Below are 26,799 nucleotides of genomic sequence, written 5' to 3' on the forward strand. Positions count from 1 at the left end.
CTATCTATTCTTCATAAGTTCACGCTGAATACGTGCTAACTTTCCTTGTAAACTGCCGTCGTAAATGCGGTTTCCAATGCGTACTTTAATACCGCCTAGTAAATCTTCATCTACAACATTTTGAACGCGAATTGCATCTTTTCCTGTTTTCTTTGCAAATGCTTCTGCAATGCTAAGCTTCTCATCTTCTGATAAAGAACGAGTAGAGTAAACCGTTGCATCAGCTACGTTACGCTCTTCATTTGCAAGCGCAACATACACATCTACAATTTCAGGTACTAATGTTTCGCGATGATTATCGATTAAAAGATATAACGTGCTTAAAATCGGCTGAGAAACAGTAGAAAACACGTTAGAAAGAAATTGTTTTTTCTTTTCTGCCGAAATGTTTGGTTGTCCTAAAAAAGTATGTAGTTCTTTACTACTTACAAAAACACTTTGCACAAGGCGCAGTTCTTCCTCAAACATTTCTAGTACGTGTTTTTCTTTTGCGATTTGAAAAAGAGCGACAGCATAACGTTTAGCTACAATCTCATTGCTCATCGCGCTTCTCCTACCTCTTTAATATAATCGCGAATTAATTGAACTTGGTCTTCTTCTTTCAGTTCTTTTTGCATAACTTTAGAAGCAATTTGGACAGATAAAGAAGCAACCTGTTCTTGAAGAGCCGCAATTGCTTGCTCTTTTTCGCGTTGAATTTCTTGTACAGCAGATTCTTTAATAGATACTGCTTCTTCTTTTGCAGCAGCAACGATACTTTCTTTTTGATCCTCTGCTTGCTTTTTCGCTCTCTCGATTAATTCTTGCGCTTCAATACGTGATTGTTTTAACATTTCACGTTGTTCTTCTACTAACTTTCTCGTCTCTGCATTGTTCTTTTCCGCAGCGTCGATTTCGCTAGAAATATGATCTTCACGTTCCTTCATAATTCCCATTAAAGGTCCAAATGCATATTTACGAAGTAATGCTAATAGAATTAGGAAAACGACAATTGTATAAAGTACTGTTCCGTATGGGACAGCAGCAGCTCCTAATAATAGAGTTGGCACAAGGATTCACTCCCTTCAAAAATCTAAATTAAACAAATGAAAAGACAAGTAATGTTTCATTCATAAAGCAATGGCGAAGAAGGTCCCAAAACGATCTTCGCCACTTATTGTAAGGGGAGCTATCCCTTATTTGCCTAATACGATAAACGCGATTACTACACCGATGATTGGAAGCGCCTCAACTAACGCTACCCCGATGAACATGATTGTTTGAAGTACACCACGTAATTCTGGTTGACGAGCAACACCCTCAACTGTGCGAGATACGATAAGACCGTTACCAATACCAGCACCTAATGCAGATAAACCAATAGCAATTGCAGCTGCGATTACACCTAAACTCATTTTAAAAGTCCTCCTTTTTATCAATAAAAAATAAATTTTGTACTTACTTTAAATATATTAATGGTCGTGGCTTACTTTATGAGCCATGTATACCATCGTTAACATTGTAAAGATAAATGCTTGGATAGCACCTACGAAAATACTGAATCCCATCCATGCTAACATCGGTAGAACAGCGCCTAATGCGCCGCCAAACGTACCGTTTGCTCCTAACTGAGCAAGTAACGTTAATAAAATCTCACCAGCATAAATGTTACCAAATAAACGCAGACCTAACGTCAATGTATTCGCAAATTCCTCAATTACCTTTAAAGGGAATAAGAATTTCATTGGTTGAATATAGCCTTTTAAATATTCTTTCGTACCCTTCATTTTAACTCCATAATAATGGGTGAGGGCAACTACCATCACGGCTAATGTTAGAGTAACTGCTGGGTCAGACGTTGGAGATCTCCACCATGCAATATGCTCTCCGCCTTCGGCTGTAGCAATCATAAACGGCAAACCGAGCATGTTCGCTACAAAGATATACATAATGAGTGTAACTCCAAGCGTTAAAAAGCGTCCGCCTGTTTTCCAATCCATCGTACTATCAATCATACCTTTTACAAAGTCCACAACCCATTCAAAGAAATTTTGCATTCCTGTTGGGCGCAAGGCTAAGCGACGGGTACACATAATAGCAATAATAAATACGATTACTGCCGCAACAGTCGTCATCATAACAGACGACAAGTCGAATGTTAAACCTAGAAATTCAACTAATTTACCGTGTTCCACTAGTAATTCACCTCTCTTCCCTGCTCTTATACTGTAGATAAAGAAAATCTATGATCATGACAAGATATTCTGTCAGCAATCCTACTCCTAAGCTCCACATCGCCATTAAATGTTGATATTTTGCTGCAAATAAAATTAATAGCCCTATCGCGGCTAATCTCGAATATGTACTCACTGCGGTCGCTTTATACTTTACACTCTCTCCTTGTGTAACGCGATCTAACAGCTTGTCCGTCTTATGTGCAACGATGCGCAAACTAAGAAAACCGAAAATCGTTCCGATAATCAGTCCTAGAAAGACATCTTTGTATGAGGTAAAGCCCCATCCTAATACAAAGAGTGCGAGAAGGTTGTACATATATTTCTTTTGCCTCTGGACAAGTTCATGTACTTCTATCATCATTGCTCTCCTGAATAAAAGTGTCGAATGAGCCGAATCATAGCATAAACCCCTGTTCCAAGTCCTAGTAATAAACCAATTACTAAAAATAATGGAAACGTTCCAAGCTTATTATCAATCCATTGCCCGCCAAAAATTCCAACTAAAATAGCGCCAACGAGCTGAGAAAGAATTCCAGTCATTAAAGCATACGCCTTAAATGGACTACGCTTGTTCTCCTCCAAGGATTCATCCCTCCATATGTAAAGCCTCATTCACTATGTGTTAAAGAATGTGTTAATAATAACTCATTTTTTTGCATAAATCTTATTTAAATGAGAAAATTATTTTTTCTGTCAAAGAATAGACGAAAATTTGTCAATGAAAACCCTACCATCTATCCCCGTTGTTAGCATACAATAGGGTGTTAAACAGTGTCAACGTCAAATCGAAAAAAATCAAAAAATTTGAGTATTAGGTACTTATTCCCATATTTGAAAACGTTCTCCTTCAAAAAAATGTTAAAAGATGTCTAACTTCTAGACCTTTTTTCTTTATAGATGTCTAACTTCTAGGCCTTTTCTCCTTATAATAGAAGAAAAAGTTCACAAGTTTGCCACTATTTCATTTTCCGAATATATCATTTCCCTTCTATTTATATATTTTTCTCAAATAAGAAGTTTCTATATTATATGCAATTTCACCAAATATTATGTTGCATAAAAAATAGACGAGAAGGACATCTTCTCGTCTGTTTTCTTACTTCGTTCCAAATAAACGGTCGCCAGCATCTCCAAGACCTGGTACAACATATCCATGATCATTTAATTTTTCATCTAATGCAGCCACATAAATATCCACATCAGGATGGTCTTCTTGGATAACTTTTACCCCTTCTGGAGCACCGACGATACACATTAATTTAATATGTTTCGCACCGCGCTTCTTTAAGGAAGTAATCGCTTCTGATGCAGAGCCGCCTGTCGCTAACATTGGATCAAGTACGATAAAATCACGTTCTTCTACATCAGTTGGAAGTTTCACATAGTATTCTACAGGTTGTAATGTTTCTGGATCACGGTATAAACCGATATGACCTACTTTTGCTGCTGGAATTAATTTTAAAATCCCGTCTACCATTCCTAATCCTGCGCGTAAAATAGGAATTAAACCCAGCTTCTTACCTGCAATCACTTTTGTTTTCGCTTTACTTACAGGTGTTTCAATTTCAATTTCTTCAAGCGGAAGATCGCGTGTAATTTCAAACGCCATCAAGCTTGCTACTTCATCTACTAGTTCACGAAATTCTTTCGTACCTGTATTCTTATCCCGAATATATGTAATCTTATGTTGAATTAAAGGGTGATCAAAAACATACAGTTTTCCCATGTGAATCGCTCCTTCAGATGATATTGATGCGTGAGGGCACGCGTTTTTTACACTATGTACGATTGTAAAGAAAACGCTTCTAATATTCAAGGGTGAATTTGGAATATAGATGTGAAACCGCTGTCATTTCTGTTTATTTTTCTTATTTAGACAAAAAACATACTTTTTCTCTTCTCCAAAGGAAATACATGAGCTTAATATAGAAACATTTGGACATCGGTAAATGCTCTCGTAATAATTTAACAATATCAAGACAAGAATAGTTTTTTTAGGATAATTATTCCACCGTGCCATGGATCATTTCTTACTACATAATCTTTTTCGCTATAGTCCATCGGTAGAATGAGCTGACCCATGTTATAAAAATGAAAGTAGATGGATTGTTACTCATAAAAAGAGGTTGTCCCATAAATCAGTTATACAGACTTATGAGACAACCCTTTTTATCTACTTGGGCTTTTGTTCTAACTATTTACCCTTCGGTATATAGCTTTGTTAGAACCTTTCAACACCTATTATTATAACCCTTTAGGCGAATTACATTTCATGCAATATTGCATATCAAAATAAGTTGTAAAGTTTATTACCCTAAAGTATAATAAAAGCATAAATAAATAAGTGAATATTCAGAAAAAGGGGATTATTTATGCAAATCGCAATGGCAGTTTTAAAATTCCTAGGTGCAATCATTCCATTAGTATCAGATCTTTTAAAAGCAGTAATGTAAGTAGTATTTATTGCCATTATATTATTTTATAAGTATTGTACAAATAATCTGTATATCGAACAAATATTGTTTTGATATACAGATTATTTGTATGAATTAAAAACGAATTGAGAAAGAACATAGAGAAAGGCGACTTTCCGTTCAAGGGTGAACGGAAAGTCGCCTTTTAGCTTTACATACTTTTTGTGAAATGAAAAACGTATGTTTTTCGGTGTCCTCTACGTTCACCATCTCGTTTCTCTATCTTATAGCTCTTTATACATTGGGAATTTATCAGTTAAGGCATTTACACGCACGCGTGCTTCTTCTAATGCTGCTTCATTATCATGATTTTTTAATGTGTGAGCAATAATTGATGCGATTTCATCCATTTCAGCAAATCCGAAACCTCTTGATGTTACAGCTGCAGTTCCAATACGAACGCCGCTTGTTACAAATGGGCTAGCTGGATCAAATGGAATTGTGTTTTTGTTTACTGTGATACCAACTTCATCTAATACATGTTCCGCAACTTTTCCAGTAATATCCAAATTGCGAACATCGATTAAAATTAAGTGGTTGTCCGTTCCACCAGAAACAAGAGTAACCCCTTCTTTTTGCAGACCTTCAGCTAAACGATTTGCGTTGTTAATAATGTTTTGTGCATATGCTTTAAAGTCGTCTTGTAATACTTCTCCAAATGAAACTGCCTTTGCAGCGATTACATGCATAAGCGGTCCGCCTTGAATACCAGGGAAGATGGATTTATCAATTTGCTTTGCAAATTGTTCTTTACATAAAATCATACCGCCGCGTGGTCCGCGTAATGTTTTATGAGTTGTTGTTGTTACGAAATCAGCGTATGGTACTGGGTTTGGGTGTAAGCCTGCTGCTACAAGTCCTGCGATATGTGCCATATCTACCATTAAATATGCGCCAACTTCATCAGCGATTTCACGGAATTTCTTGAAATCGATCACACGAGGATATGCACTAGCACCGGCAACGATTAATTTTGGTTTATGCTCTTTCGCTTTTTCTAATACATCTTCATAATTAATGCGATGTGTATCAGGATCTACACCGTATTCAATGAAGTTATATTGTACACCACTAAAGTTAACAGGGCTTCCGTGTGTTAAGTGACCACCGTGGGATAAGTTCATACCAAGCACTGTGTCACCTTGCTCTAGAATTGTGAAGTATACAGCCATATTTGCCTGTGCACCAGAGTGCGGTTGAACGTTTACGTGCTCTGCGCCAAAAATTTCTTGTGCGCGATCACGAGCGATATCTTCGACGATATCTACATGCTCACAACCACCGTAATAACGTTTCCCAGGATATCCTTCTGCATACTTGTTCGTTAATACAGAACCTTGTGCTTCCATTACTGCTTCGCTTACGAAGTTTTCAGATGCAATAAGCTCGATTTTTGAACGCTGTCTTCCTAATTCTAATTCAATTGCAGCAAACACCTTTTCATCTTGACGCTTTAAATGCTCCACCAAAATCCCCCTTTTCTGAACGAACTACACCTATTTCCGATATTTTCCCTTCATTTTCTAAGAAAAAACGAAAGTTCTAGTTGTAATCCTTTTAAATCTTCACATTTTCAACTACATTCTAACACGACTCCACACATGATAAAAGAAAAAAAGACCAAATTTGGCCTTTTTTTATTACTTAACTACAAGTAAACGTTTCCTCTTTTATTGCATATACTGCACGCGCTCCGCCAATTAACTTCGGACGCGCTTTTGCCATCGTTACATGAGCATGCCCAATCTCTTTCACTCGCGTACGAACCGGAACAGCTACATGTTTTAAATGCATACCGATAAATGTATCTCCAATATCAATACCTGCATCCGCTTTTACAAACTCTACGATAACGGGGTCTTTCATATTATGATATGCATATGTTGCAAGAGCCCCACCCGCTGATCTGACAGGCGTAACAGTTACAATCTCGAACTGATGCTTTTCTGCGACTTCCCTTTCTACCACTAAAGCGCGGTTTAAATGTTCACAGCACTGAAATGCTAGGGTAATGCCATACTGCTCTTGAAAATGTGTTAACTCAGAAAAAATCGCTTCTGCAACTTCCATCGTTCCTGATGTTCCAATTCTTTCACCAAGCACTTCACTCGTACTACATCCCACAACAAAAAGGTTCCCATTCCGCAGCGTGGCTTGCTCTTGAAATTCAAAAAGCGCTGTTTGCAACTGCTCTTTTAATTGTGATATTTCACTCATTACGCTCTTCCTTTCGCAGGTAGGTTCAACAAATTATATTACTTCTTACTAGAAGTTAGACTACAATTACTTCGCTTCGTACGCTTTAATTTTTCCTACACGATTTTCGTGACGGCCGCCTTCATAGTCCGTTGTTAACCAAATTTTTGCGATGTCGCGTGCTAATCCAGCTCCAATTACACGCTCACCCATTGCTAACATGTTCGTATCATTATGTTCTCTCGTTGCCTTTGCACTAAATGTATCATGCACTAATGCGCAGCGAATGCCGTGTACTTTATTTGCCGCAATTGACATACCAATGCCTGTTCCACAAATTAAAATACCGCGATCTACTTCTCCATTTGCAACCATTTCTGCTGCTGGGAATGCAAAATCAGGATAATCTACAGAACCTGCCCCGCACTCACAACCTAAATCAATATATTCAATGTTCAATTCTTCTAATAGACTTACGATTTCCTTACGAATATTCAATCCACCATGATCTGATGCTACTACTACTTTCATTCTAAGCCCCTCCAAATATAAAATGAAACTTCTATCAGTAGAAATCTCTTCTTTCCATTAAATCAGCATAATCTCCAATATCGTATTATACACGAAACATTAACTTTCTGAGTGTTTTTTCACCAAAGTGTGCACAAGTTGTTCCATTTCTTCCAGTGTTGCTTGATAGACAGCAAGCGAACCGCCAAAAGGATCAGAAATATCCTTATTTGTACCTTCTACAAATTCATATAATGTATGCACTTTTTCGCTTACTTCTGGATGGTGCGCTAATAAAAGTTGACGATGTCCTATTGTCATCGTCAATACAACATCGGACCACTCTAGCAACTCTTCCGTCACTTGTTTTGAAGAATGTGCAACCCGGATTCCTTTTTCTTCTAGCGCATTTTTAGCATGAGAAGATGCATCACTACCAACTGTCGCAAAAACACCGGCAGATTGCACATCAAACTGCCCCTTACCATGATGACGTAATAGCGCTTCTGCCATTGGGCTGCGACACGTATTTCCTGTACAAACGAATAATACTCGCTTCACCAAACACCACTCCTTATGATGAATATCTATTTTCATCATAACTCACAATGGTAGCGAAAAAAAGAAATGTATATATAAGTTAAAAAACTGACATAAAAAAGAAACCCATTTCAATTATGAAATGGATTCCCGATTCAGCAAACGATTATTTCATTGTTACTTTCATTACTCCAGTTGAGCCTTTTGTAGCTGTTACACCTACAGTTGTTTCAATAGATTCTGTTGCATCTGTGTTTGTAATAACGATTGGTGTGATTGTACTTTTAGCTTTTTCACGAATTAATTCTAAATCAAAAGAGATTAATTTATCGCCAGCTTTAACCGCTTGTCCTTCAGATACGTGCGTTTCGAAGCCTTCGCCTTCCATTTTTACAGTTTCTAACCCAATATGGATTAAGATCTCTGCACCATTTTTCGCTTTAATACCTACAGCATGTTTTGTATGAAATAATTGTACAATCTCGCCATCTACCGGAGATACTACTACACCTTCAGTTGGTTCGATTGCAACACCTTCTCCCATCATACGACCAGCGAATACTGGATCTGGTACTTCTTCAATATTTTTCACTTCTCCAGTTAATGGAGATACAATTGTTTCTGCATTTGTTTTAGAACCAAAACCAAATAATTTTTTAAACATAGGATAATCCTCCTTATAATTCACCGCTTTAGCGATATAAAAACGTTTCCATAAAGTGAAACTTCCATCAGTGATGCTTTTCTCACTGATGATTAGCCCGCCCAATCGGACTTTTACGGGCAGTTATCTTCCACCTACCTTCTTCGCTTCTCTGAATCTTGAGGTGGGGGCTTACTGCCCGTTAATGCGGGATAAAAATGAAATTGTCAACCAGACTCTTATTGTATCGTCTCAAAAAATTCCAGTCAATTCAGATTGTCTGAATTCGATTGAAAAAGAAGCGAATTTCTTTCACTTTTTCTCACAAATTGGCTAAAACCCTTAACAACATCATTATTTTTCCATTTACTATTTGTAAAATTTATTTTCGTTTTTTACAGAATCAACTTGACTAAAGTAAGTAACTATTTTATTATTACTTACATAAGATAAGTAAATAACTTTTTGGAGGTTTTGTAAAATGATGAACATTGGTCTTCTTATCATTCGTCTTATTATCGGGTTTACTTTCATGGGGCATGGCGCTCAAAAATTATTTGGTTGGTTTGGTGGTCACGGTTTAAAAGGAACTGGCGGCTGGATGGAATCAATCGGCTTACGCCCAGGCGTATTTATGGCATTTATGGCCGGGGCAACTGAATTACTAGGCGGTTTCTTATTTGCTGCCGGTATTTTTACTTGGGTAGGTGCTCTATTTATTGTCGGTACGATGTTAGTATCCATCATCACAGTTCACGGTAAAAATGGCTACTGGGTTACACAAAATGGCTTTGAATATAACCTTGTTTTAATCACAGTTGCAGTTGGCGTTGCACTTATTGGACCTGGTGCTTACACTTTAATTTAATTAAATATCTTGAATTCGAGATAAAAACCCTCACAATTGTGAGGGTTTTTATCATACCCTTTACAAAAATATATTTTTTCAGCAGGAGTTTTCCTCCTTTATCTTGTAAACAAACAAAGAAGCGTTACAGATATAAGAAGGGAGATTACATATATGCTGTCTATTAATCCAAATGAACAAACTGAAAAAGACAATTACAAATTACTAACAGGAAGCATTATTCCGCGCCCAGTTGCCTTCGTCACAACGGTTACAAATGATGGGGTACTAAACGGCGCCCCATTTAGCTACTTTAATATTGTTGCTGCGAATCCGCCTCTTATCTCAGTTTCTGTACAACGAAAAGACGGAGAACCAAAAGATACAGCACGAAATGCGATGGAAAAAGAAGAATTCGTCGTTCATATTTCTGATGAATCTTATGCAGAAGCCATTAACGAAACAGCAGCTAATCTTCCTCCGAATGAAAGTGAAATTAAACTTGCCAAACTAACACCAATTGATAGCGATGTAATTTCTGTACCAGGGGTAAAAGAAGCAAGTATTCGTATGGAATGTGTATTAGAGCACGCTATTCAACTAGGAGGAACAGAAGATTCCCCAGCATGTGATCTATTAATCGGTCGCATTGTACGATTCCATATCGCTGAGCACTTATATGAAAATGGACGCATTCATGCTGAACAACTAAAACCAATAAGCCGATTAGCTGGTCATAACTACGCAAAGCTTGGGGAACAGTTTGAACTTGTAAGGCCATAGTTAAAAGCGCAGGCGGCTCGCCCAGAACAAGAGGAGGATGGAGCTTCTGACATAGAGGCGCTTTTTGCCTCGGCGGAAGACGCGAAGCCACCGACTGTTCTAGCCGCCGGAGCTAGATATTAACTGGAGACCTCCAACCAAGAAGTATATTCTTATCGTCTATTGTAGAAGCGCCGATATATTATGTATACACTATAAAAGCCCAGCTACTTATAGTAGCTGGGCTTTTATGCCATAACTTTTCACGAAATGATTCTATTTCTTCTTTCGTCGGTTTCGCTAATTTAACCATAACCGTGATCCCCTCTAAGAAGTTGGCTGCGTTCATACCGAAAACAATAATTTTATTCCAAATCCAACAAGTATAATACCGCCAAGTACTTCTCCATATGTTCCCAAAATACTATGTGCCCTGCGGCCAATTAACAATCCGAACCAAGTAAGCATCATACTCACAACACCAAATATGAGAATTGTGACAAGCATACGCGCTCCGTAAATACCGAGACTTAAGCCAACAGAAAAACTATCCACACTTACACTAAAAGCAAACAATAGTAAACTTGCCCCGGCCGGAACATTTCTATGCTCATCGTCGTGGAATATTGACGTATACACAATGTGAAATCCTAATCCCATTAATAAAACACTACCTATAATAGTAGCAATGGAGCCAAATTGCTCTGATAAAAAACGGCCAAGTATCATACCGATAAAAGGCATAATTATATGAAATATACCAATTGTAATGCCGATATAAAAGATTTGACGCAACTTAAGCGTAATCATCCCCATACCGAGACTAACAGAAAACGCATCAAGCCCTAGCGCAAATGCCATAATAAAGAGCGGCAACAATTCGCTTATAATATGTTCAATTGTCATAATGTCCCCCCTCGGACTTGCTACTTCACAATATGCACGTCCGGGGAGAGTTAGAATTTATTTTTCAAAGATGATTTGGTGACCTGCAGCTTTTGTTAAACGATTCATGATTGCACTACCAATCCCCTCACTTGGGAATGACTCGCTAAAAATAATATCTACACCGCTTGCGTCAAATGTACGCAATACATCATAAAGCTTTGTTGCAACGGTTGCTAAATCACTACGTTTTCCACAAGAGAGAACAACGTCTGCTTTATATACATGCTCATATTCCTCTGTTGTTAATACACCTACTTTATAACCTTCTTGCTTTTTATTATCCACAAGTTGTTGAATAAATGTACGCGACCCCTCAACAATACTAAGCGGGGCTTTCGGCGCATAATGCGTATACTTCATTCCTGGCGATTTTGGTTTTTCCGTTTCATCTTTTAATGCCGGATCTAATAAAACAGGGCCAATCACTTCTTCTAATTGTTCTTTTGTAATACCGCCTGGGCGCAAAATTGTCGGTATTTCACTCGTACAATCTACTACAGTAGACTCAACGCCGACACCGGTTGCCCCGCCATCAACAATACCAGCAATTTTTCCGTCTAAATCTTCATATACATGAGAAGCGAGAGTCGGGCTAGGGCGCCCAGAACGATTCGCACTTGGGGCTGCAACCGGTACACTCGCTGCTTCAATAAGCGCTAATGCTACCGGGTGATCTGGCATACGAACTGCCACCGTCTGTAATCCAGCCGTTACTTTTTCAGAAATCCCTTCTTTTTTCGGGAAAACAAGTGTTAAAGGCCCTGGCCAGAAATGCTTCATTAATACATTCGCAACTGGTGGAATATGAGCTACAATACCATGTAATTGTTCTTCCGTACCAATATGTACAATAAGCGGATTATCGCTTGGTCTTCCTTTTGCTTCAAAAATTTTTGCAACAGCCTCATCACTTAATGCATTCGCACCAAGTCCATACACTGTTTCAGTCGGAAATGCTACTGCTTCATTTTCTCGTAATAAATGCGCTGCTTCTTGTAATTGTGGATAATCTGTTTTTATTTCCACAACATTATCCACAGTCCACATTTTTGTATTCATTTTTTTCCACGTCCTTTTCTGCCATGAAATACTTGTTATGTATAGTTTACTATGAGATTTATCCAAAAGACAAATAAGGTTTATCCACAAAATGTGGATAAACTCATTTAATCAGTGGATAACTTTGTGAATAGCTGACAATTTAGTATAATTACATTCGGTTGATTTACATTTTTACAAAAATGTTCTAATGTCTGTATTTCTTTTGATACAACATCCTTTTCCACCGTTTCAAATTGAAAAAACCGGAATATTGTAATGGACTGTGGACTATTCGTGAGTAAATATAATTGTTCAACATTTTTCTCTTTCATATACTGCAAAAACGTTTCGAAAAAATGTAAGAACGTAGCTTTATCCACAGAAGGTGTGAATAAACATGAACGAAGAAGCGCATCGCTTCCAGCTCGCTCATATCCAACAGCCGCTTGAATTTGTTCTTCTTCTTCTAACATCATAAAATTCCTATATAATTGATCTAAACGTTCTTCCTTCACGTGAGCTTGTCCAAAAAAGTTTTGCAGCCTTTCTACATCTGTTTTTGTAGCAAAACGTATTTGCTTCATAACATAATCCCTCCCCATACTTTTATATATGAGGAAGAATTATCTTTTAGAACCTATTTCGAAAATAAAGATGTAAATGCTTCAACGATAAACAATTTAACCTCTGGCTTTTCTTCCGTTTCTTCTACTACCTTCACTTGCTCTTCTCGTTTACTAACACGTGGTTCTTCTTGCTTACTCTCCTCTTGTTCTTGTAATTCTTTTTCGACACGGCTTTCTTGCACAGCCTTTGCTTTCACTTTTTGTTTAGGTGCGATGTGCGTCTCTTTCTTAGCTTTAAGAGATTTTTTTACTTCTTCTTTTACAATTTCCTTTTGCACATAATTTTCTTCTATATCGTCCTCGTCAATTGTTTCTGCCTTTACTACATGTTCTTCTCGCTTCACGGCTGTACCACTAGAGAAATCCATGAAACACATCGGAGGAAATAGCACACACCACCAATTCGCTCCTTCACCTTTCCCAATTGTCACAAGTACTGCTTCGTACTCTCCAGCCGGATAAATAAAATTCCCATATACTTTCGTCGGAAATTTTATATGTTTATTAAACTGAACTGTAAAAGTTTCCTTACTACCTTCTCGTTTTAACGTGTTTGCAACTGTTTTTTCAAGTTCTGGGATACGGCTTTGGATGATACGACGCGCGTCTTCAAACGATTTTAAATCTGCCACCCAACCATCGATTTGTACTTTCACTTCATCGCGCACTTTACGTTTTAACTCTTGATCTTCCTTCGAATCACTATTAGCCAAAATACGTAATCGAATCGCTTCTTTCGGAATCACGACAGGTTCCTTTGCATCAACTTTCATATATCCAAAATGCGCAATCATTTGCGCACCAATTAATAATAAAAGTAAGTAAGCAATCGCTTGTTTTTTCATCTTATCTCCACCGTCCCTTCAGTAAAACAGTGTAGACAAGTTTTTTTGTTTCTAAACTAGTAAATTTAGAATCTATTCGTTTTTTAGATGGGTGATTACATGTCCGCTCGTTCTTTTCGATATATCGACGATTTTCACAATATATTGACGTTTCGACATACTAGACGTACTAAAGGGGGCTGACAATCAGGTCAGCCCCCTTTTAAAATTACATTTCTGCGAAGACCATGCGATCTTTCCCATTAATATCAAAGACCACTTCCACATGTGCATGTGGGAATGTTTCTTTCAATAAAGCGCACACATCTTCACCTTGTCCTACACCCACTTCAAAAGCAACAATCGCCTCTTCTTGCAGCACCTTTGGCAATTCCTCCATAAAGCGTCTATAGAAATCAAGTCCATCTTCACCGCCAACGAGTGCACGCTTTGGCTCATGCTCTTTCACTACAGAAGAAAGCCCTCTCCAATCCTCTTCTGGAATATAAGGTGGATTAGACACAACAACATCTAGCTTTTGCTTCGTTTCCTGAAACGGCGACAATAAATCACCGTGATAGAACGTTACATTCGCCTGTAATTCTGCTGCATTTTTCTGCGCCACTTCAATCGATTCCGGAGCAATATCGACTGTATATACATGTAAACGGGGATTTTCTAAAGAAAGTGTAATCGAAATTGCCCCGCTACCAGTGCCAATATCAGCCACATGTACACCCTTATCTCCAAATTTACGACGAATACGTGTTAATATTCCTAGCACAAGCTCCTCTGTTTCCGGTCTTGGAATAAGCACTTCTTCATTGACAAAAAATGAACGCCCATAAAACATTTCATATCCAATTAAGTACTGAACAGGCATGCCCGCTACATGCTTGTGGATAAAGCCTGCAAAAATGCGCTCTTGTTCTGCCGTTACTTCTTCACGCATGTTCATCATTAAACCTGTTCGATTCGTCTTTAATACATGACAAAGGACAATTTCTCCCGCATTTTCATCTCGCCCATTTTCTTGTAAAAAAGAAGAAGCCCATTTCAGGGCTTCATAGACACGCATTACTCAGCTGCCTCCATCTTTTGCGCCTGATCTTCCATCACTAAGGCATTGATGAAATCATCTAACTTACCTTGTAAGATTTGATCCAGCTTCTGAATCGTTAAACCGATTCGATGGTCTGTAACACGATTTTGCGGGAAGTTGTACGTACGAATACGCTCAGAACGGTCTCCCGTACCAACAGCTTGTTTACGGTTTTGATCGTACTCAGCTTGCGCTTCTTGTCTAAACTTATCATAAACACGCGCACGTAATACTTTCATTGCTTTTTCTTTATTCTTAATTTGTGACTTTTCATCCTGACAAGAAACAACTACACCAGTCGGTAAATGCGTTAAACGTACCGCTGACATCGTTGTATTAACACTTTGTCCACCAGGACCACTAGAAGCAAACGTATCCACACGAACATCTTTTTCATGAATATCGATTTCTACTTCTTCTGCTTCCGGTAATACAGCTACAGTTGCTGTAGAAGTATGGATACGTCCTCCAGATTCTGTTTCCGGAACACGTTGCACACGGTGCGCACCATTTTCAAATTTCAACTTTGCAAAAGCGCCTTTACCGTTGATCATAAAGATAATCTCTTTATATCCACCTAGTTCTGTATAGCTCGCTTCGATAATTTCAGTTTTCCAACCTTGCACCTCAGCATAACGGCTATACATACGGTATAAATCACCAGCAAATAATGCCGCTTCATCACCACCAGCAGCACCACGAACCTCTACGATAACGTTCTTATCATCATTCGGGTCCTTTGGAACAAGTAAAATTTTCAGACGCTCTGATAATTCCTTCTCTTGTCCCTCTAGCTCAGACACTTCTTCTTTTACCATTTCACGCATGTCAGCATCTAACTTCTCTTCTAACATCGCTTTTGCATCTCTTAATTGTTCACGAGCATCTTTATACTCACGGTACACCTCTACCGTCTCTTGTATATCAGATTGTTCTTTTGAATACTCACGAAGTTTGTTCGGATCACTTATAATCTCTGGATCACTTAAAAGCTCGTTTAACTTTTCATAACGGTCCTCTACAGCTTGCAAACGATCTAACACAACATTCACCTCAACATCCTAGTCTCTAATCTAATACAAATAGTATATGGTACATAACAAAAAAAACGCAAATTATATTTAAAAATGGCGACGGCTCATTCAGCTCCTACGCATTTTCTAAAAAAACCCGCCTTATGTAGCGAGTTTTTATCTCTGTTCAATTGGTACAGCATGACAATGACGACAACGTGGTTCATATGATTCTGATGCGCCAACTAAAATAATTGGATCATCAAAAGAAGCTGGTTCCCCATTGATTAAACGTTGCGTACGACTTGCAGGAGATCCGCATTCAGCACATACTGCTTGCAGTTTTGTTACATGCTCCGCAATTGCCATAAGCTGAGGAACTTGTCCAAATGGTAGACCACGGAAATCTTGGTCTAAACCGGCAACAATTACACGATAGCCGCGGTTTGCCAATTCTTGCACCACTTCCACAATGTCCCCATCAAAAAATTGTACTTCATCAATCGCTATAACATCAATATCTTCCGTTACGTGTTCAAATATCTCTTTTGAAGCCGCAACAGGAACTGCTCTTACTTTCAATCCATTATGCGACACAACGTCTTCTTCACTATAACGATTATCAATACACGGTTTAAAGACTATCGCATTTTGCTTTGCAAATTGCGTACGGCGCACACGACGGATAAGTTCTTCTGATTTCCCGGAGAACATGCTTCCACAAATCACTTCAAGCCAACCGTGTTGATTTATTACGTACATAAAAGCTCCTCCGTTCACCTATATGAATCCATTTTGATTTTCCGACATATAAATTGGCCAGATGTCCTCGCCACCTAAAAAAGATGGTTTTATGTCGTTTTTTCATTTGGATTTATATGCTTATTCTCACTTTAAGTAGGTAAAGATTTATATTTTCGCAAAAAAAACAGACAAGCGGATATATACACTTGCCTGCTTTATGTTTGTTATTACTTAAGGCCGTATTTCTTGTTGAAGCGGTCAACACGTCCGTCTGCAGTAGCAAACTTCTGACGTCCTGTGTAGAATGGGTGAGAATCAGAACTGATCTCAATTTTTAGTAATGGATAAGTATTACCATCTTCCCACTCGATAGTTTCGTTAGAACCTTTTGTAGATCCGCTTAAGAATTTAAAGCCTGTGTTTGTATCCATAAATACAACTTTCTTGTAATCTGGATGGATTCCTGCTTTCATTCTTTTCATCTCCTTCCGCCCTGAATCATTTTCGAAACAGAGTTTTTTCATCGTTAGCTGCAATCACAACTATATTGATGAAACGCACATGATGAAATTATAACAAGGCTATCTATATTTTGCAACTACCTGTTTTTAGCATTACTTCATCGTCACATATCTCTTTGAATCTGCAGGGATATTTTGTAGAAATTCTTCATTTGTCTTTGTTTGACGCAACTTACGCAAGAAGCTTTCTATGAAGTCTGGCGTATCTCTCATTGTCTTGCGAATACCCCATAATTTGTCTAAATGTTCTTTTGGAATTAATAAATCTTCTTTACGTGTACCAGAACGGCGAATATCAATAGCTGGGAAAATACGACGTTCCGCTAAAGCACGATCTAAGTGAAGCTCCATATTTCCTGTTCCCTTGAACTCTTCATAAATGACGTCATCCATACGAGACCCTGTATCAACAAGAGCTGTTGCTAAAATTGTTAAGCTACCGCCCTCTTCAATATTACGAGCCGCTCCGAAAAAGCGTTTCGGTCTATGGAATGCCGCTGGATCAATACCACCAGATAAAGTACGTCCGCTTGGCGGAATCACAAGGTTGTAAGCACGCGCTAAACGGGTAATACTATCCATTAAAATGATAACGTCTTTTTTATGTTCAACAAGACGCATCGCACGCTCTAGTACAAGCTCCGCTACTTTAATATGGTTTTCTGGGACTTCATCAAAAGTAGAACTTACAACATCACCTTTTACAGAACGTTCGATATCTGTTACTTCCTCTGGACGTTCGTCAATTAAAAGTACAATTAGTTCTGCTTCTGGATGATTTGTTGTAACGCTGTGCGCAATTTCTTTTAACAGCATCGTTTTACCAGCCTTTGGAGGTGCAACAATTAGACCACGTTGCCCAAACCCAACTGGTGCAATTAAATCCATGATGCGTGTTGATAATTTCTTCGTTTCCGTTTCCAATTTCATTTGACGATTTGGATATAACGGTGTTAACGCTGGGAAATGCACACGTTCTTTTGCCGATTCTGGATCATCTCCATTAACCGCTTCAACTTGCAGCAATCCAAAATAACGCTCATTTTCTTTCGGAGGTCGCACTTTACCAGAAACCTTATCTCCATTACGCAAATCAAAACGACGAATTTGCGAAGCTGAAATATAAATATCTTCAGAACTCGGAGAATAGTTGATTGGACGTAAGAATCCAAATCCTTCTGATTGAATAATTTCAAGTACACCTTCCATGAAAAAGAAACCTTCTTTTTCTGCTCGTGCTTTTAAAATTGCAAAAATTAACTCTTTCTTCGTTAATTTGCTGTAATAAGAAATCTTAAATTCTTTTGCAAGTTCATATAACTCTTTTAACTTCATGTTCTCTAATGCTGAAATTGTTAAATTCATTTGGACACCACACTTTAATATTATTCTCTTTTTCACTGGGTAAGGGTAATTGCGGAAGGCGAATACATATAAATGAAAGGCAATAAGTACAAGTAGAGTAATATTCACTATTGTAACCCTTTTACCTCATTTTAATCAATATGTTACGAGACAAATACAAGAAGCGAAGACAACAAAAATTTGTCTTCGCTCTATCCATCACTTTCACACTTCTTATTTTATCTATGCAGACAGCCAAATTCCCATTACATAAACATCTTCTGCTGATGCTCAAAATTCTGCAAAGTCAAAGAAGATAGATGGAGATAACTGCCCATAAGAGCACGATTAGTTATCATTTCCGGTAGCAGGGATGAAGAAAAATCCCCACTAATGGAAGTTTCACTTTATTTCATAACTAAATTTGGTTTTTTATTTAAACTGTGACGCCCGTCAACAAAGCGAACTGTTCCTGATTTCGCACGCATAACAAGGGAGTGTGTTGTACCAGTACTTCCTTTAAATTGAACACCGCGCAGTAATTCACCGTCCGTTACACCTGTTGCTGCAAAGATTGCATCGTCACCTCTTACTAAATCTTCCATACGAAGAACGCGGTTGACATCACCGATCCCCATCTTTTTGCAGCGCTCTAATTCTGCTTCGTCTTGTGGAAGAAGCTTCCCTTGAATTTCTCCGCCTAAACATTTTAATGCCACGGCAGCTAAAACTCCCTCAGGTGCACCGCCAGATCCGAATAAAATATCAACACCTGTGCGATCAAACGCTGTATTAATAGCACCAGCTACATCACCATCGTTAATCAATTTAATGCGCGCTCCCGCTTTACGGATTTCCTCAATAATCGCTTGATGGCGCGGTCTATTTAAAATAGTTGCTACAACATCTTCAATATCTTTATTTTTTGCTCTCGCAACAGCACGTAAGTTATCAATAACAGGTGCATGAATATCAACTGCACCAACCGCTTCTGGGCCAACCGCAATTTTCTCCATATACATGTCAGGTGCATGTAGTAAGTTTCCATGGTCTGCTACGGCAATGACTGCTAACGCATTCCATCCTCCTGCTGCAACGATATTTGTTCCTTCTAATGGATCAACTGCTACGTCAACGCGCGGACCATATCCAGTCCCTAATTTTTCACCGATATACAGCATTGGTGCTTCGTCCATTTCCCCTTCACCAATTACTACAGTTCCTTTCATTGGTACTGTGTCAAACACATCGCGCATTGCTGAAGTTGCTGCTCCATCCGCTTCATCCTTCTTACCAAGTCCCATCCAGCGTGCTGATGATAACGCTGCAGCCTCCGTTACACGTACTAATTCCATGGATAAACTTCTTTCCACTATAATCCCTCTCCTTTAAACCTTAATATTTCTCCCACAATTAACATTTAATACCTTTATCTTATGCCAAGCTCTTTAGGCATTTTTCATCTGTTCAATCTCTTGTCTTGTCATTTTTTCACGCCAAATTTTTGCTCCAAGACCTCGAAGCTTGTCCTCTAAATTTTCATAGCCGCGATCAATATGTTCTAATCCTGTAACTTCTGTAATCCCTTCTGCCATTAAACCTGCAATGACAAGAGCAGCTCCGGCACGTAAGTCACTCGCTTTCACTTTAGCCCCTTGCAGTAAAACAGGCCCTGTCACGATAGCAGAACGACCTTCCACTTTAATTTGCGCATTCATTCTTCGTAATTCATCTATATGTTTAAAACGCGCTCCGTAAATGGTATCCGTTACAACTGCCGTTCCACTTGCCTTCGTTAATAACGTCGTAAACGGTTGCTGTAAGTCAGTTGGAAATCCTGGATATACGAGCGTTTTTACATCCACCATTTTTAGCTGACGATCTCCACCTACCACAATTTGATCATCGTGTGTTTCTACTTTTACACCTATTTCTCGAAGCTTAGCCGTTATAGATTCTAAGTGCTGCGGAATCACATTATCAATTACAACTTCACCGCCAGAAGCCGCACTCAAAATCATATACGTTCCAGCTTCAATGCGATCAGGAATAATAGAATGATAACAACCATGAAGCGATTCAACACCATCAATACGAATCACGTCTGTTCCTGCCCCTTTAATACGAGCTCCCATGCTTGTAAGAAGTGTTGCTACATCAATAATTTCTGGCTCTTTCGCTGCATTTTCAATGACTGTTCTACCTTTTGCACGCACTGCAGCAAGCATAATATTAATTGTCGCGCCTACACTAACGACATCTAAATAAATACGTGCTCCCCGCAGTTCATCTGCACGTAAATATATTGCACCTTGCTCATTCGTTACATGTGCTCCAAGCGCTTCAAAACCCTTAATATGCTGATCAATTGGCCTTGGCCCTAAATGACATCCACCAGGAAGGCCAATTACCGCTTGTTTAAAACGACCAAGCATTGCTCCCATTAAATAATAAGAAGCACGTAATTTTTTTACCTTTCCATTCGGAAGAGGCATTGCTACCATTTTCGAAGGATCAATTGTCATTTCTTCGTCTTGATGATATGTGACAGATCCACCAATTTCCTCTAATAAATCACCGAGTATTTTCACATCAGAAATATTAGGTACACCACCGATTGTAACTGGTGTGTCTGCTAAAATGGTCGCAGGAATAAGTGCGACAGCACTATTTTTTGCACCGCTCACACGAATCGAACCACGTAAGGGCACACCACCTTCAATTAGCAACTTATCCATCTCAAACCCCCTTCTTGTGAATTCATTCCCCAATCTAACCCCTATTTTAACGGGTAGTTTCACTACTTCCGATACGTTTTTACACTTGCGAGTATGTCCATGCTATTTGTTTCCTTTATTTTTACACAATTATAAAAATATTTCTCCTTCAATGCCCTAACAAGTAGAAATTTGTCTATTCCATAAAATGTTCACGCTTTCATTATACAACGAAACGAAACCGTCTAAAAGGCTAGACGGTTTCTAAAGTCATTTTTAGAATTATGCTTGACCGTTAGAACCAAACTCACGAATTTTACCGATTACAGTCGCTTTAATTGCTTCACGACCAGGTCCGATAAATTTACGAGGATCGTAAACTTCTTGGTCTTTATTTAATACTTCACGAACCGCTTTTGTAAACTCAATTTGGTTTTCAGTGTTTACGTTGATTTTAGAAGTACCTAAAGAGATAGATTTTTTAATGTCAGCTGTTGGGATACCAGTACCACCGTGAAGTACTAAAGGTACACCAGTTACGTCACGAACTTCTTCCATTTCTTTGAATCCTAAGTTAGGCTCACCTTTGTAAGGGCCATGTACAGAACCTAATGCTGGAGCTAGGCAGTCGATACCTGTTGCAGCTACTAGTTCTTTACATTCCTCTGGATTAGCGTAGATAACACCTTCAGCTACTACGTCATCTTCTTGTCCGCCAACTGTACCAAGCTCAGCTTCTACAGATACGTTACGAGCATGTGCATATTCTACTACTTTTTTAGTAGTTTCGATATTTTCTTCAAATGGGTGGTGAGAAGCATCGATCATTACAGATGTGAAACCTGCATCAATTGCTTCTTTACATTTTTCGAAGCTTGAACCATGGTCAAGGTGAATCGCAACAGGAACAGTGATGTTCATTTCTTCGATTAAAGCTTTAACCATAGCTACAACTGTTTTAAAACCAGTCATATGACGAGCTGCACCTTCAGATACACCTAAAATTACAGGAGATTTTTCTTCTTCCGCAGCAGCTAAGATAGCTTGTGTCCACTCTAAGTTGTTCATGTTGAATTGACCAACTGCGTATTTTCCTTCTAGCGCTTTGTTTAGCATTTCTTTCATGGAAACTAAAGGCATGGTAAATCCTCCTAAAAACGTTTTTTTGTATCCGATAAGTTCTTATCGGTGGTAGTATGACCACAACAAGGAAAAATATGTATAATAACATACCGGACTTTTTTCTACACTCAATAGGATACCAACTTGTACTCAAAAACTCAACTGCATTCACCTGCTCATTAGTCTATGAAAACGCTTTTTTCCATCTTTTTTAATAAAAAATTCACGATTATGCTTGTACAGCGATTTCTTTTCGCACAGCACTCCGAATTTCATCAATATCAAACGGCTTTGCAAAGTGCATTAACGCACCGAGTTCTTTCGCTTCTTGAATCATATCTAATTCACCATAAGCCGTCATTAAAATCACTTTAATGTCTTGATTAATTTCTTTCACATGTTTTAAGATTTCAATTCCGTCCATACCCGGGATTTTCATATCTAAAATAACTAAATCCGGACAATCTTTTTTCACAATATCAAGGGCTTGAAAACCGTTTGCTGCTTGGAATGTTTCGTAACCTTCCTTTTGAAACACCTCATGTAATAAAACACGAATGCCGTATTGATCATCAACGATTAAAATTTTCCCTTCCATGCTCTCCAACCTTTCTATACATAAATGCATAATTTATATTTTTCGCATCTCTTTCGATTATTTTCGCTACTTTTTATCAAATTCCTTCCTATTCTCTCTTATTTTACCGCTTTCTATTTCCTAGTGCTAGCACCGTTATGAATAAATAAGCTATAATGAAAGCCGGCAAGCATGCTAGAAAGGAGCATCACCATGTTTAAAATTTTTTCCACACAGCTAGGTGGCTATTTCACAAAAATTGCTCAAAAAGAAGAAATGAATATAGAAGATAGCGCTCGTTTACTTGCACAAGCATTAGTCGGAGATGGACACGTTTATTTGCATGGTACGAAAGAGATGGAAGGTGTAATTTGCGAAGCCCTATACGGAGCCGAGCCTATGCAAAATGCAAAACGTCTATTTGAAGACGGTAAACAAGCAGACGTAACCGCTGCCGATCGTGTACTACTGGTTAGCCGTTTTTCTACAGATGAAGAAATCATTTCACTAGCAAAACAATTGCAGGAAAACGGTCATTTTATTGTTGGTATTTCAGCTAAACAAGAAGGTGAATTATCATTAGAACAATTCACCGATGCACATATCGATACAAAACTTGTAAAACCATTAATTCCAGATGATGATGGCTCTCGTTATGGCTTTCCAAGTTTAATAACAGCTTTATTTGCATATCATGGATTAAAATTTACAATTGATGACATTATGAATGAATATGAGTAATAAGAAAAAGGCGCCCTATAGTAGGACGCCTTTTTCTTATTACTTACTTTCTTTATTAATAATAGAAGCTTGTACGAAATCACGGAACAACGGTTGTGGACGGTTTGGACGAGATACAAGTTCTGGGTGGAACTGTGCTGCCACAAACCAAGGATGTTCTTTCAACTCAATAATTTCTACTAAACGGCCATCTGGGCTTGTACCAGAGAAAATGAATCCTGCATTTTCCATGTCTTGACGGAATTGGTTGTTGAACTCATAACGATGACGATGACGCTCGTATACAACCGGTTCGCTATACGCTTTGTAAGCATTTGTTTCTGGTGTAAGCTTACATGGGTATAAACCAAGACGAAGTGTACCGCCTAAATCCTCGACATCTTTTTGTTCTGGTAATAAATCGATAATTGCGTAAGGCGTGTCAGGATTAATTTCAGAAGAGTTCGCACCTTCTAATCCTAATACGTTACGTGCAAATTCGATTGATGCAAGTTGCATTCCTAAGCAAATTCCTAAGAATGGAACTTTATTTTCACGCGCATATTGAATTGCAGCGATTTTACCTTCAACACCGCGATCCCCGAAACCACCTGGTACAAGGATACCATCTGTATCGCCAACTAATTCTTTTACGTTTTCTGCTGTCACATGCTCAGCATTTACCCATTTCACTTCTACATCAGTATCAAATTTGTAACCTGCATGACGAAGTGCTTCTACAACAGAAATATATGCGTCTTGAAGCTCTACATATTTACCAACAAGAGCGATTTTTGTTTTCTTAGATAGGTTACGTACTTTTTCTACTAATGCATTCCACTCTGTCATATCTGCAGCTGGATTGTCTAATTTTAAATGATCGCAAACGATTTGGTCCATATTTTGCTCTTGAAGAGATAATGGAACGGCATATAATGTATCTGCATCGCGTGCTTCAATTACTGCTTTTGTATCGATATCGCAGAATAATGCTAGCTTATCTTTCATATCTTGAGAAACAGGAAGTTCTGTACGAACAACGATAATGTTTGGCTGAATACCTAAGCTGCGAAGCTCTTTAACGCTGTGCTGCGTTGGTTTTGTTTTCATTTCACCCGCTGCTTTTAAGTACGGAATTAACGTACAATGAATGTACATTACATTGTCACGGCCAATATCGCTCTTAATTTGACGAATTGCTTCTAGGAACGGTAAAGACTCGATATCACCAACAGTTCCGCCGATTTCTGTAATTACAACGTCCGCATTTGTTTCACGGCCTGAACGATATACACGCTCTTTAATTTCATTTGTAATGTGAGGGATAACTTGAACTGTTCCCCCTAAATATTCACCGCGACGCTCTTTTTGAAGAACAGAAGAGTAAATTTTACCTGTTGTGACGTTGCTGTATTTATTTAAGTTGATGTCAATGAAACGTTCATAGTGACCAAGGTCTAAATCTGTTTCTGCGCCATCATCTGTTACGAATACCTCACCGTGTTGGTATGGGCTCATTGTCCCTGGATCTACGTTAATATATGGGTCAAACTTTTGAATCGTTACATTTAAACCACGATTTTTTAATAGTCTTCCAAGGGATGCTGCTGTGATCCCCTTTCCTAGAGACGATACTACACCGCCTGTTACAAAAATATACTTAGTCATGAATGTACTCCCTTCCACTTTGCTGTTATATAATTACCGTTGCAAATCACAACGGATGTAGATAACACTTACCTTATCTTATTGTTAGACTCTTTCATTTTTCTAAACAAAAAACAAAAAAGAAAATTGCTCCCGTTATCACAAAAAGTAATAAATAGGGAGCAATTTTCTTTTATATTTACACGTAAAAGTTATTATCGTCTTTTTTAAAGAGCCCAAAAATGATTCTACATGGACGATAATGAAAAGTCAAGAACTACAGCTCTTCCTCTTCTTCTTCTTCTGATTCGTCGTATTCTAATTCATCTTCATCAACGAAATCTTCATCTTCATCTTCATCTTCATCTAAATCATCAAGATCTTCATCTTCATCAAGAAGCTCATCAAGATCTTCTACATCTTCGTCATCATCTTCTCCGAAGTCTTCCTCTTCTTCGAAGTCTTCCTCTTCTTCGATGTAGGCATCTAACTCCGCCTCTTCCACTTTACGTTTCTTCTTAGGCTTCGGTTGAGGTAAAATTTCTTCATCAATTTGCTCGTATGGGTACCATCCACGTAGTCCCCAACGATTTTCTCCAAGATTGATAAAGCGCCCATCGATATTTAAATCTGTATAAAATTGCGCGATTTTCGCAGCAACTTGTTCTTCAGACAGTTCCAGTAATTGAGCAACTTCTTGAACTAGATCGTGAAATAGTGTTGCTTGTCTTTTTTCCTCTAACAAGCTATGTACAACTTCGATCATGGACAATTCTTTTAGCTCTTCTGGTGAAAATTGCTTTAAATTCACTTGTTCGGCACTTCCTTTCTTAAAATATATCCTATATTATATAAAGGCCTGTTCAAAAAAAATCCATACTATTCATTATAAACAAAACTTCACCAAATATGCCACAAAAAAAATAGAGAATCATCAAGTGATTCCCTCTACATATTGAAGGTTATTTTCCTTTTTCATTTTGAATCATATGAGCACCATTTAATACATAGCGAATTTGCATCTCTGTATATTCTTCTAATGTATAAAGTTTCTGCAACGCCCAGCGACGAAATCCCCACATTTGTCCTTGAATAAAAATATTATGAGCAAGCAGTTGAATCTCTTTTTTTGTTAAAGTAAATACTTTATTTTGAACACATTGCTGCAAAATATCTTCGAACATCTCTACCATTTGAAATTCTTTCTCTAATACGTAAGGTAGCGATTCTTTTGGTAGAAAACGAACTTCTTGATACATAATAAGAACCTCTTCTTGCAATTCATCCATCACTTTAAAATAGTTTGTAATCGCTGTTTTTAAACTATCAACGCTTCCTTTTTCCCTGCATAACACTTGCTCTAAGCGCTCTTTTACATGTTCATAAATACTATCGCACACTAAATAAAGCACATCATCTTTCGTTCGAATATATTCATAGAGCGTTCCAATGCTAAAGCCTGCTGCCTTTGCGATTTCTCTTGTTGTTGTGCGCGGAAATCCTTTTTGTTTAAAGAGCTGCACAGCACCTTTAATCATTTGCTCACGCCGAAGTGCAATTAGTCTTTCATCTTTCACAGATGCTTGTACATTGTGCTTAACCATCTCCTTCACTCCTTTTTCTCAATTTGCAGGAAGAAGCGTAGGAGATTCCCTACGCTTCTCA

General features: G+C 38.3%; 32 protein-coding genes. 3 read left to right on the forward strand and 29 right to left on the reverse strand.

Annotation, left to right across the window (positions count from 1 at the left end):
* The 13 genes from MR076_RS01525 to MR076_RS01580 all read right to left on the reverse strand — a co-directional run bounded on the left by MR076_RS01525 (position 1) and on the right by MR076_RS01580 (position 8,600).
* Entirely contained in the window at positions 1-543 is a 543-nt protein-coding gene (locus MR076_RS01525) for a F0F1 ATP synthase subunit delta (protein ID WP_242216922.1), read from the reverse strand.
* Positions 540-1,049 carry a F0F1 ATP synthase subunit B gene (atpF, locus tag MR076_RS01530; protein ID WP_242216924.1) on the reverse strand — a complete coding sequence of 170 codons (510 nt, stop codon included), beginning with the start codon at positions 1,047-1,049 and terminating at the stop codon, positions 540-542. The genes MR076_RS01525 and atpF overlap by 4 nt, the downstream gene beginning before the upstream one ends.
* Before the next feature lie 126 nt (positions 1,050-1,175).
* Positions 1,176-1,394 (reverse strand): F0F1 ATP synthase subunit C, encoded by a 219-nt coding sequence (atpE, locus tag MR076_RS01535; protein WP_242216926.1) that lies wholly within the window; start codon positions 1,392-1,394, stop codon positions 1,176-1,178.
* Between the two features lie 57 nt (positions 1,395-1,451).
* Positions 1,452-2,174, reverse strand: a complete 723-nt coding sequence (atpB, locus tag MR076_RS01540) for a F0F1 ATP synthase subunit A (RefSeq protein ID WP_242216928.1) — start codon at positions 2,172-2,174, stop codon at positions 1,452-1,454.
* Positions 2,175-2,181: 7 nt separating this feature from the next.
* A complete protein-coding gene (locus MR076_RS01545; protein WP_242216930.1) occupies positions 2,182-2,574 on the reverse strand; it encodes an ATP synthase subunit I in 393 nt (130 codons plus the stop codon).
* Positions 2,574-2,798, reverse strand: coding sequence for an AtpZ/AtpI family protein (locus tag MR076_RS01550; protein ID WP_242216932.1), 225 nt, complete (start codon positions 2,796-2,798; stop codon positions 2,574-2,576). The genes MR076_RS01545 and MR076_RS01550 overlap by 1 nt, the downstream gene beginning before the upstream one ends.
* A 26-nt stretch (positions 2,799-2,824) precedes the next feature.
* Complete coding sequence (locus MR076_RS26705) at positions 2,825-2,884, reverse strand: hypothetical protein (protein WP_396021635.1); 60 nt, start codon at positions 2,882-2,884, stop codon at positions 2,825-2,827.
* Between the two features lie 428 nt (positions 2,885-3,312).
* Entirely contained in the window at positions 3,313-3,942 is a 630-nt protein-coding gene (gene upp, locus MR076_RS01555; RefSeq protein ID WP_020061432.1) for a uracil phosphoribosyltransferase, read from the reverse strand.
* A 972-nt stretch (positions 3,943-4,914) separates the two neighbouring features.
* Entirely contained in the window at positions 4,915-6,156 is a 1,242-nt protein-coding gene (gene glyA / locus MR076_RS01560) for a serine hydroxymethyltransferase (RefSeq protein ID WP_242216933.1), read from the reverse strand.
* Between the two features lie 178 nt (positions 6,157-6,334).
* The gene (locus MR076_RS01565) at positions 6,335-6,907 is read right to left on the reverse strand and encodes a TIGR01440 family protein (RefSeq protein WP_242216936.1); all 573 of its coding nucleotides are present in this window, start codon (positions 6,905-6,907) and stop codon (positions 6,335-6,337) included.
* Between the two features lie 66 nt (positions 6,908-6,973).
* A complete protein-coding gene (gene rpiB / locus MR076_RS01570; RefSeq protein WP_242216938.1) occupies positions 6,974-7,417 on the reverse strand; it encodes a ribose 5-phosphate isomerase B in 444 nt (147 codons plus the stop codon).
* Between the two features lie 99 nt (positions 7,418-7,516).
* Positions 7,517-7,957, reverse strand: a complete 441-nt coding sequence (locus MR076_RS01575; protein ID WP_242216940.1) for a low molecular weight protein arginine phosphatase — start codon at positions 7,955-7,957, stop codon at positions 7,517-7,519.
* A 145-nt stretch (positions 7,958-8,102) separates the two neighbouring features.
* Positions 8,103-8,600, reverse strand: a complete 498-nt coding sequence (locus tag MR076_RS01580; protein ID WP_242216942.1) for a PTS sugar transporter subunit IIA — start codon at positions 8,598-8,600, stop codon at positions 8,103-8,105.
* 460 nt (positions 8,601-9,060) lie between these two features.
* Between MR076_RS01580 and MR076_RS01585 the strand changes: the two genes are divergently transcribed.
* Entirely contained in the window at positions 9,061-9,447 is a 387-nt protein-coding gene (locus MR076_RS01585) for a DoxX family protein (protein WP_242216944.1), read from the forward strand.
* A gap of 153 nt (positions 9,448-9,600) precedes the next feature.
* The gene (locus tag MR076_RS01590; RefSeq protein ID WP_242216947.1) at positions 9,601-10,209 is read left to right on the forward strand and encodes a flavin reductase family protein; all 609 of its coding nucleotides are present in this window, start codon (positions 9,601-9,603) and stop codon (positions 10,207-10,209) included.
* A gap of 324 nt (positions 10,210-10,533) precedes the next feature.
* Here MR076_RS01590 and MR076_RS01595 read toward each other — a convergent pair whose 3' ends face one another.
* The 13 genes from MR076_RS01595 to MR076_RS01655 form a co-directional block, all read right to left on the reverse strand.
* Positions 10,534-11,094 (reverse strand): manganese efflux pump MntP, encoded by a 561-nt coding sequence (locus tag MR076_RS01595; protein WP_242216949.1) that lies wholly within the window; start codon positions 11,092-11,094, stop codon positions 10,534-10,536.
* Positions 11,095-11,151: 57 nt separating this feature from the next.
* Positions 11,152-12,195: an L-threonylcarbamoyladenylate synthase gene (locus tag MR076_RS01600; protein WP_242216951.1), complete on the reverse strand. Its 1,044-nt coding sequence runs from the start codon at positions 12,193-12,195 to the stop codon at positions 11,152-11,154.
* A 107-nt stretch (positions 12,196-12,302) separates the two neighbouring features.
* Positions 12,303-12,761 (reverse strand): GNAT family N-acetyltransferase, encoded by a 459-nt coding sequence (locus MR076_RS01605; RefSeq protein ID WP_242216953.1) that lies wholly within the window; start codon positions 12,759-12,761, stop codon positions 12,303-12,305.
* A gap of 53 nt (positions 12,762-12,814) precedes the next feature.
* Positions 12,815-13,648 (reverse strand): stage II sporulation protein R, encoded by an 834-nt coding sequence (gene spoIIR, locus MR076_RS01610; protein WP_242216955.1) that lies wholly within the window; start codon positions 13,646-13,648, stop codon positions 12,815-12,817.
* Positions 13,649-13,856: 208 nt separating this feature from the next.
* Positions 13,857-14,705, reverse strand: a complete 849-nt coding sequence (gene prmC, locus MR076_RS01615; RefSeq protein ID WP_242216956.1) for a peptide chain release factor N(5)-glutamine methyltransferase — start codon at positions 14,703-14,705, stop codon at positions 13,857-13,859.
* Entirely contained in the window at positions 14,705-15,772 is a 1,068-nt protein-coding gene (gene prfA, locus MR076_RS01620) for a peptide chain release factor 1 (protein WP_154713440.1), read from the reverse strand. The genes prmC and prfA overlap by 1 nt, the downstream gene beginning before the upstream one ends.
* A 147-nt stretch (positions 15,773-15,919) precedes the next feature.
* The gene (locus tag MR076_RS01625; RefSeq protein ID WP_242216958.1) at positions 15,920-16,504 is read right to left on the reverse strand and encodes a thymidine kinase; all 585 of its coding nucleotides are present in this window, start codon (positions 16,502-16,504) and stop codon (positions 15,920-15,922) included.
* 209 nt (positions 16,505-16,713) lie between these two features.
* Entirely contained in the window at positions 16,714-16,959 is a 246-nt protein-coding gene (locus MR076_RS01630) for a type B 50S ribosomal protein L31 (protein WP_242216960.1), read from the reverse strand.
* A 141-nt stretch (positions 16,960-17,100) separates the two neighbouring features.
* Entirely contained in the window at positions 17,101-18,372 is a 1,272-nt protein-coding gene (rho, locus tag MR076_RS01635) for a transcription termination factor Rho (protein ID WP_242216962.1), read from the reverse strand.
* A 386-nt stretch (positions 18,373-18,758) separates the two neighbouring features.
* A complete protein-coding gene (glpX, locus tag MR076_RS01640; RefSeq protein ID WP_242216964.1) occupies positions 18,759-19,724 on the reverse strand; it encodes a class II fructose-bisphosphatase in 966 nt (321 codons plus the stop codon).
* Between the two features lie 75 nt (positions 19,725-19,799).
* Positions 19,800-21,089, reverse strand: a complete 1,290-nt coding sequence (locus MR076_RS01645; RefSeq protein ID WP_242216966.1) for a UDP-N-acetylglucosamine 1-carboxyvinyltransferase — start codon at positions 21,087-21,089, stop codon at positions 19,800-19,802.
* A 261-nt stretch (positions 21,090-21,350) separates the two neighbouring features.
* Positions 21,351-22,208, reverse strand: a complete 858-nt coding sequence (locus MR076_RS01650) for a class II fructose-bisphosphate aldolase (protein WP_242216968.1) — start codon at positions 22,206-22,208, stop codon at positions 21,351-21,353.
* Between the two features lie 211 nt (positions 22,209-22,419).
* A complete protein-coding gene (locus MR076_RS01655) occupies positions 22,420-22,788 on the reverse strand; it encodes a response regulator (protein ID WP_242216970.1) in 369 nt (122 codons plus the stop codon).
* 192 nt (positions 22,789-22,980) lie between these two features.
* Here MR076_RS01655 and MR076_RS01660 point away from each other — a divergent pair, with 192 nt between their 5' ends.
* Positions 22,981-23,508, forward strand: a complete 528-nt coding sequence (locus MR076_RS01660) for a DUF2529 domain-containing protein (protein ID WP_242216972.1) — start codon at positions 22,981-22,983, stop codon at positions 23,506-23,508.
* Positions 23,509-23,547: 39 nt separating this feature from the next.
* Here MR076_RS01660 and pyrG read toward each other — a convergent pair whose 3' ends face one another.
* From pyrG to MR076_RS01675, 3 genes are all read right to left on the reverse strand, one after another.
* Positions 23,548-25,155 (reverse strand): CTP synthase, encoded by a 1,608-nt coding sequence (gene pyrG / locus MR076_RS01665; RefSeq protein ID WP_242216974.1) that lies wholly within the window; start codon positions 25,153-25,155, stop codon positions 23,548-23,550.
* 256 nt (positions 25,156-25,411) lie between these two features.
* Positions 25,412-25,945: a DNA-directed RNA polymerase subunit delta gene (gene rpoE, locus MR076_RS01670; protein WP_242216976.1), complete on the reverse strand. Its 534-nt coding sequence runs from the start codon at positions 25,943-25,945 to the stop codon at positions 25,412-25,414.
* 151 nt (positions 25,946-26,096) lie between these two features.
* Positions 26,097-26,738 carry a TetR/AcrR family transcriptional regulator gene (locus MR076_RS01675; protein ID WP_242216978.1) on the reverse strand — a complete coding sequence of 214 codons (642 nt, stop codon included), beginning with the start codon at positions 26,736-26,738 and terminating at the stop codon, positions 26,097-26,099.
* Between the last annotated feature and the right edge of the window lie 61 nt (positions 26,739-26,799).

This window comes from Bacillus cereus group sp. BfR-BA-01380 (assembly GCF_022663535.1).
Lineage (GTDB): Bacteria > Bacillota > Bacilli > Bacillales > Bacillaceae_G > Bacillus_A > Bacillus_A cereus_BB.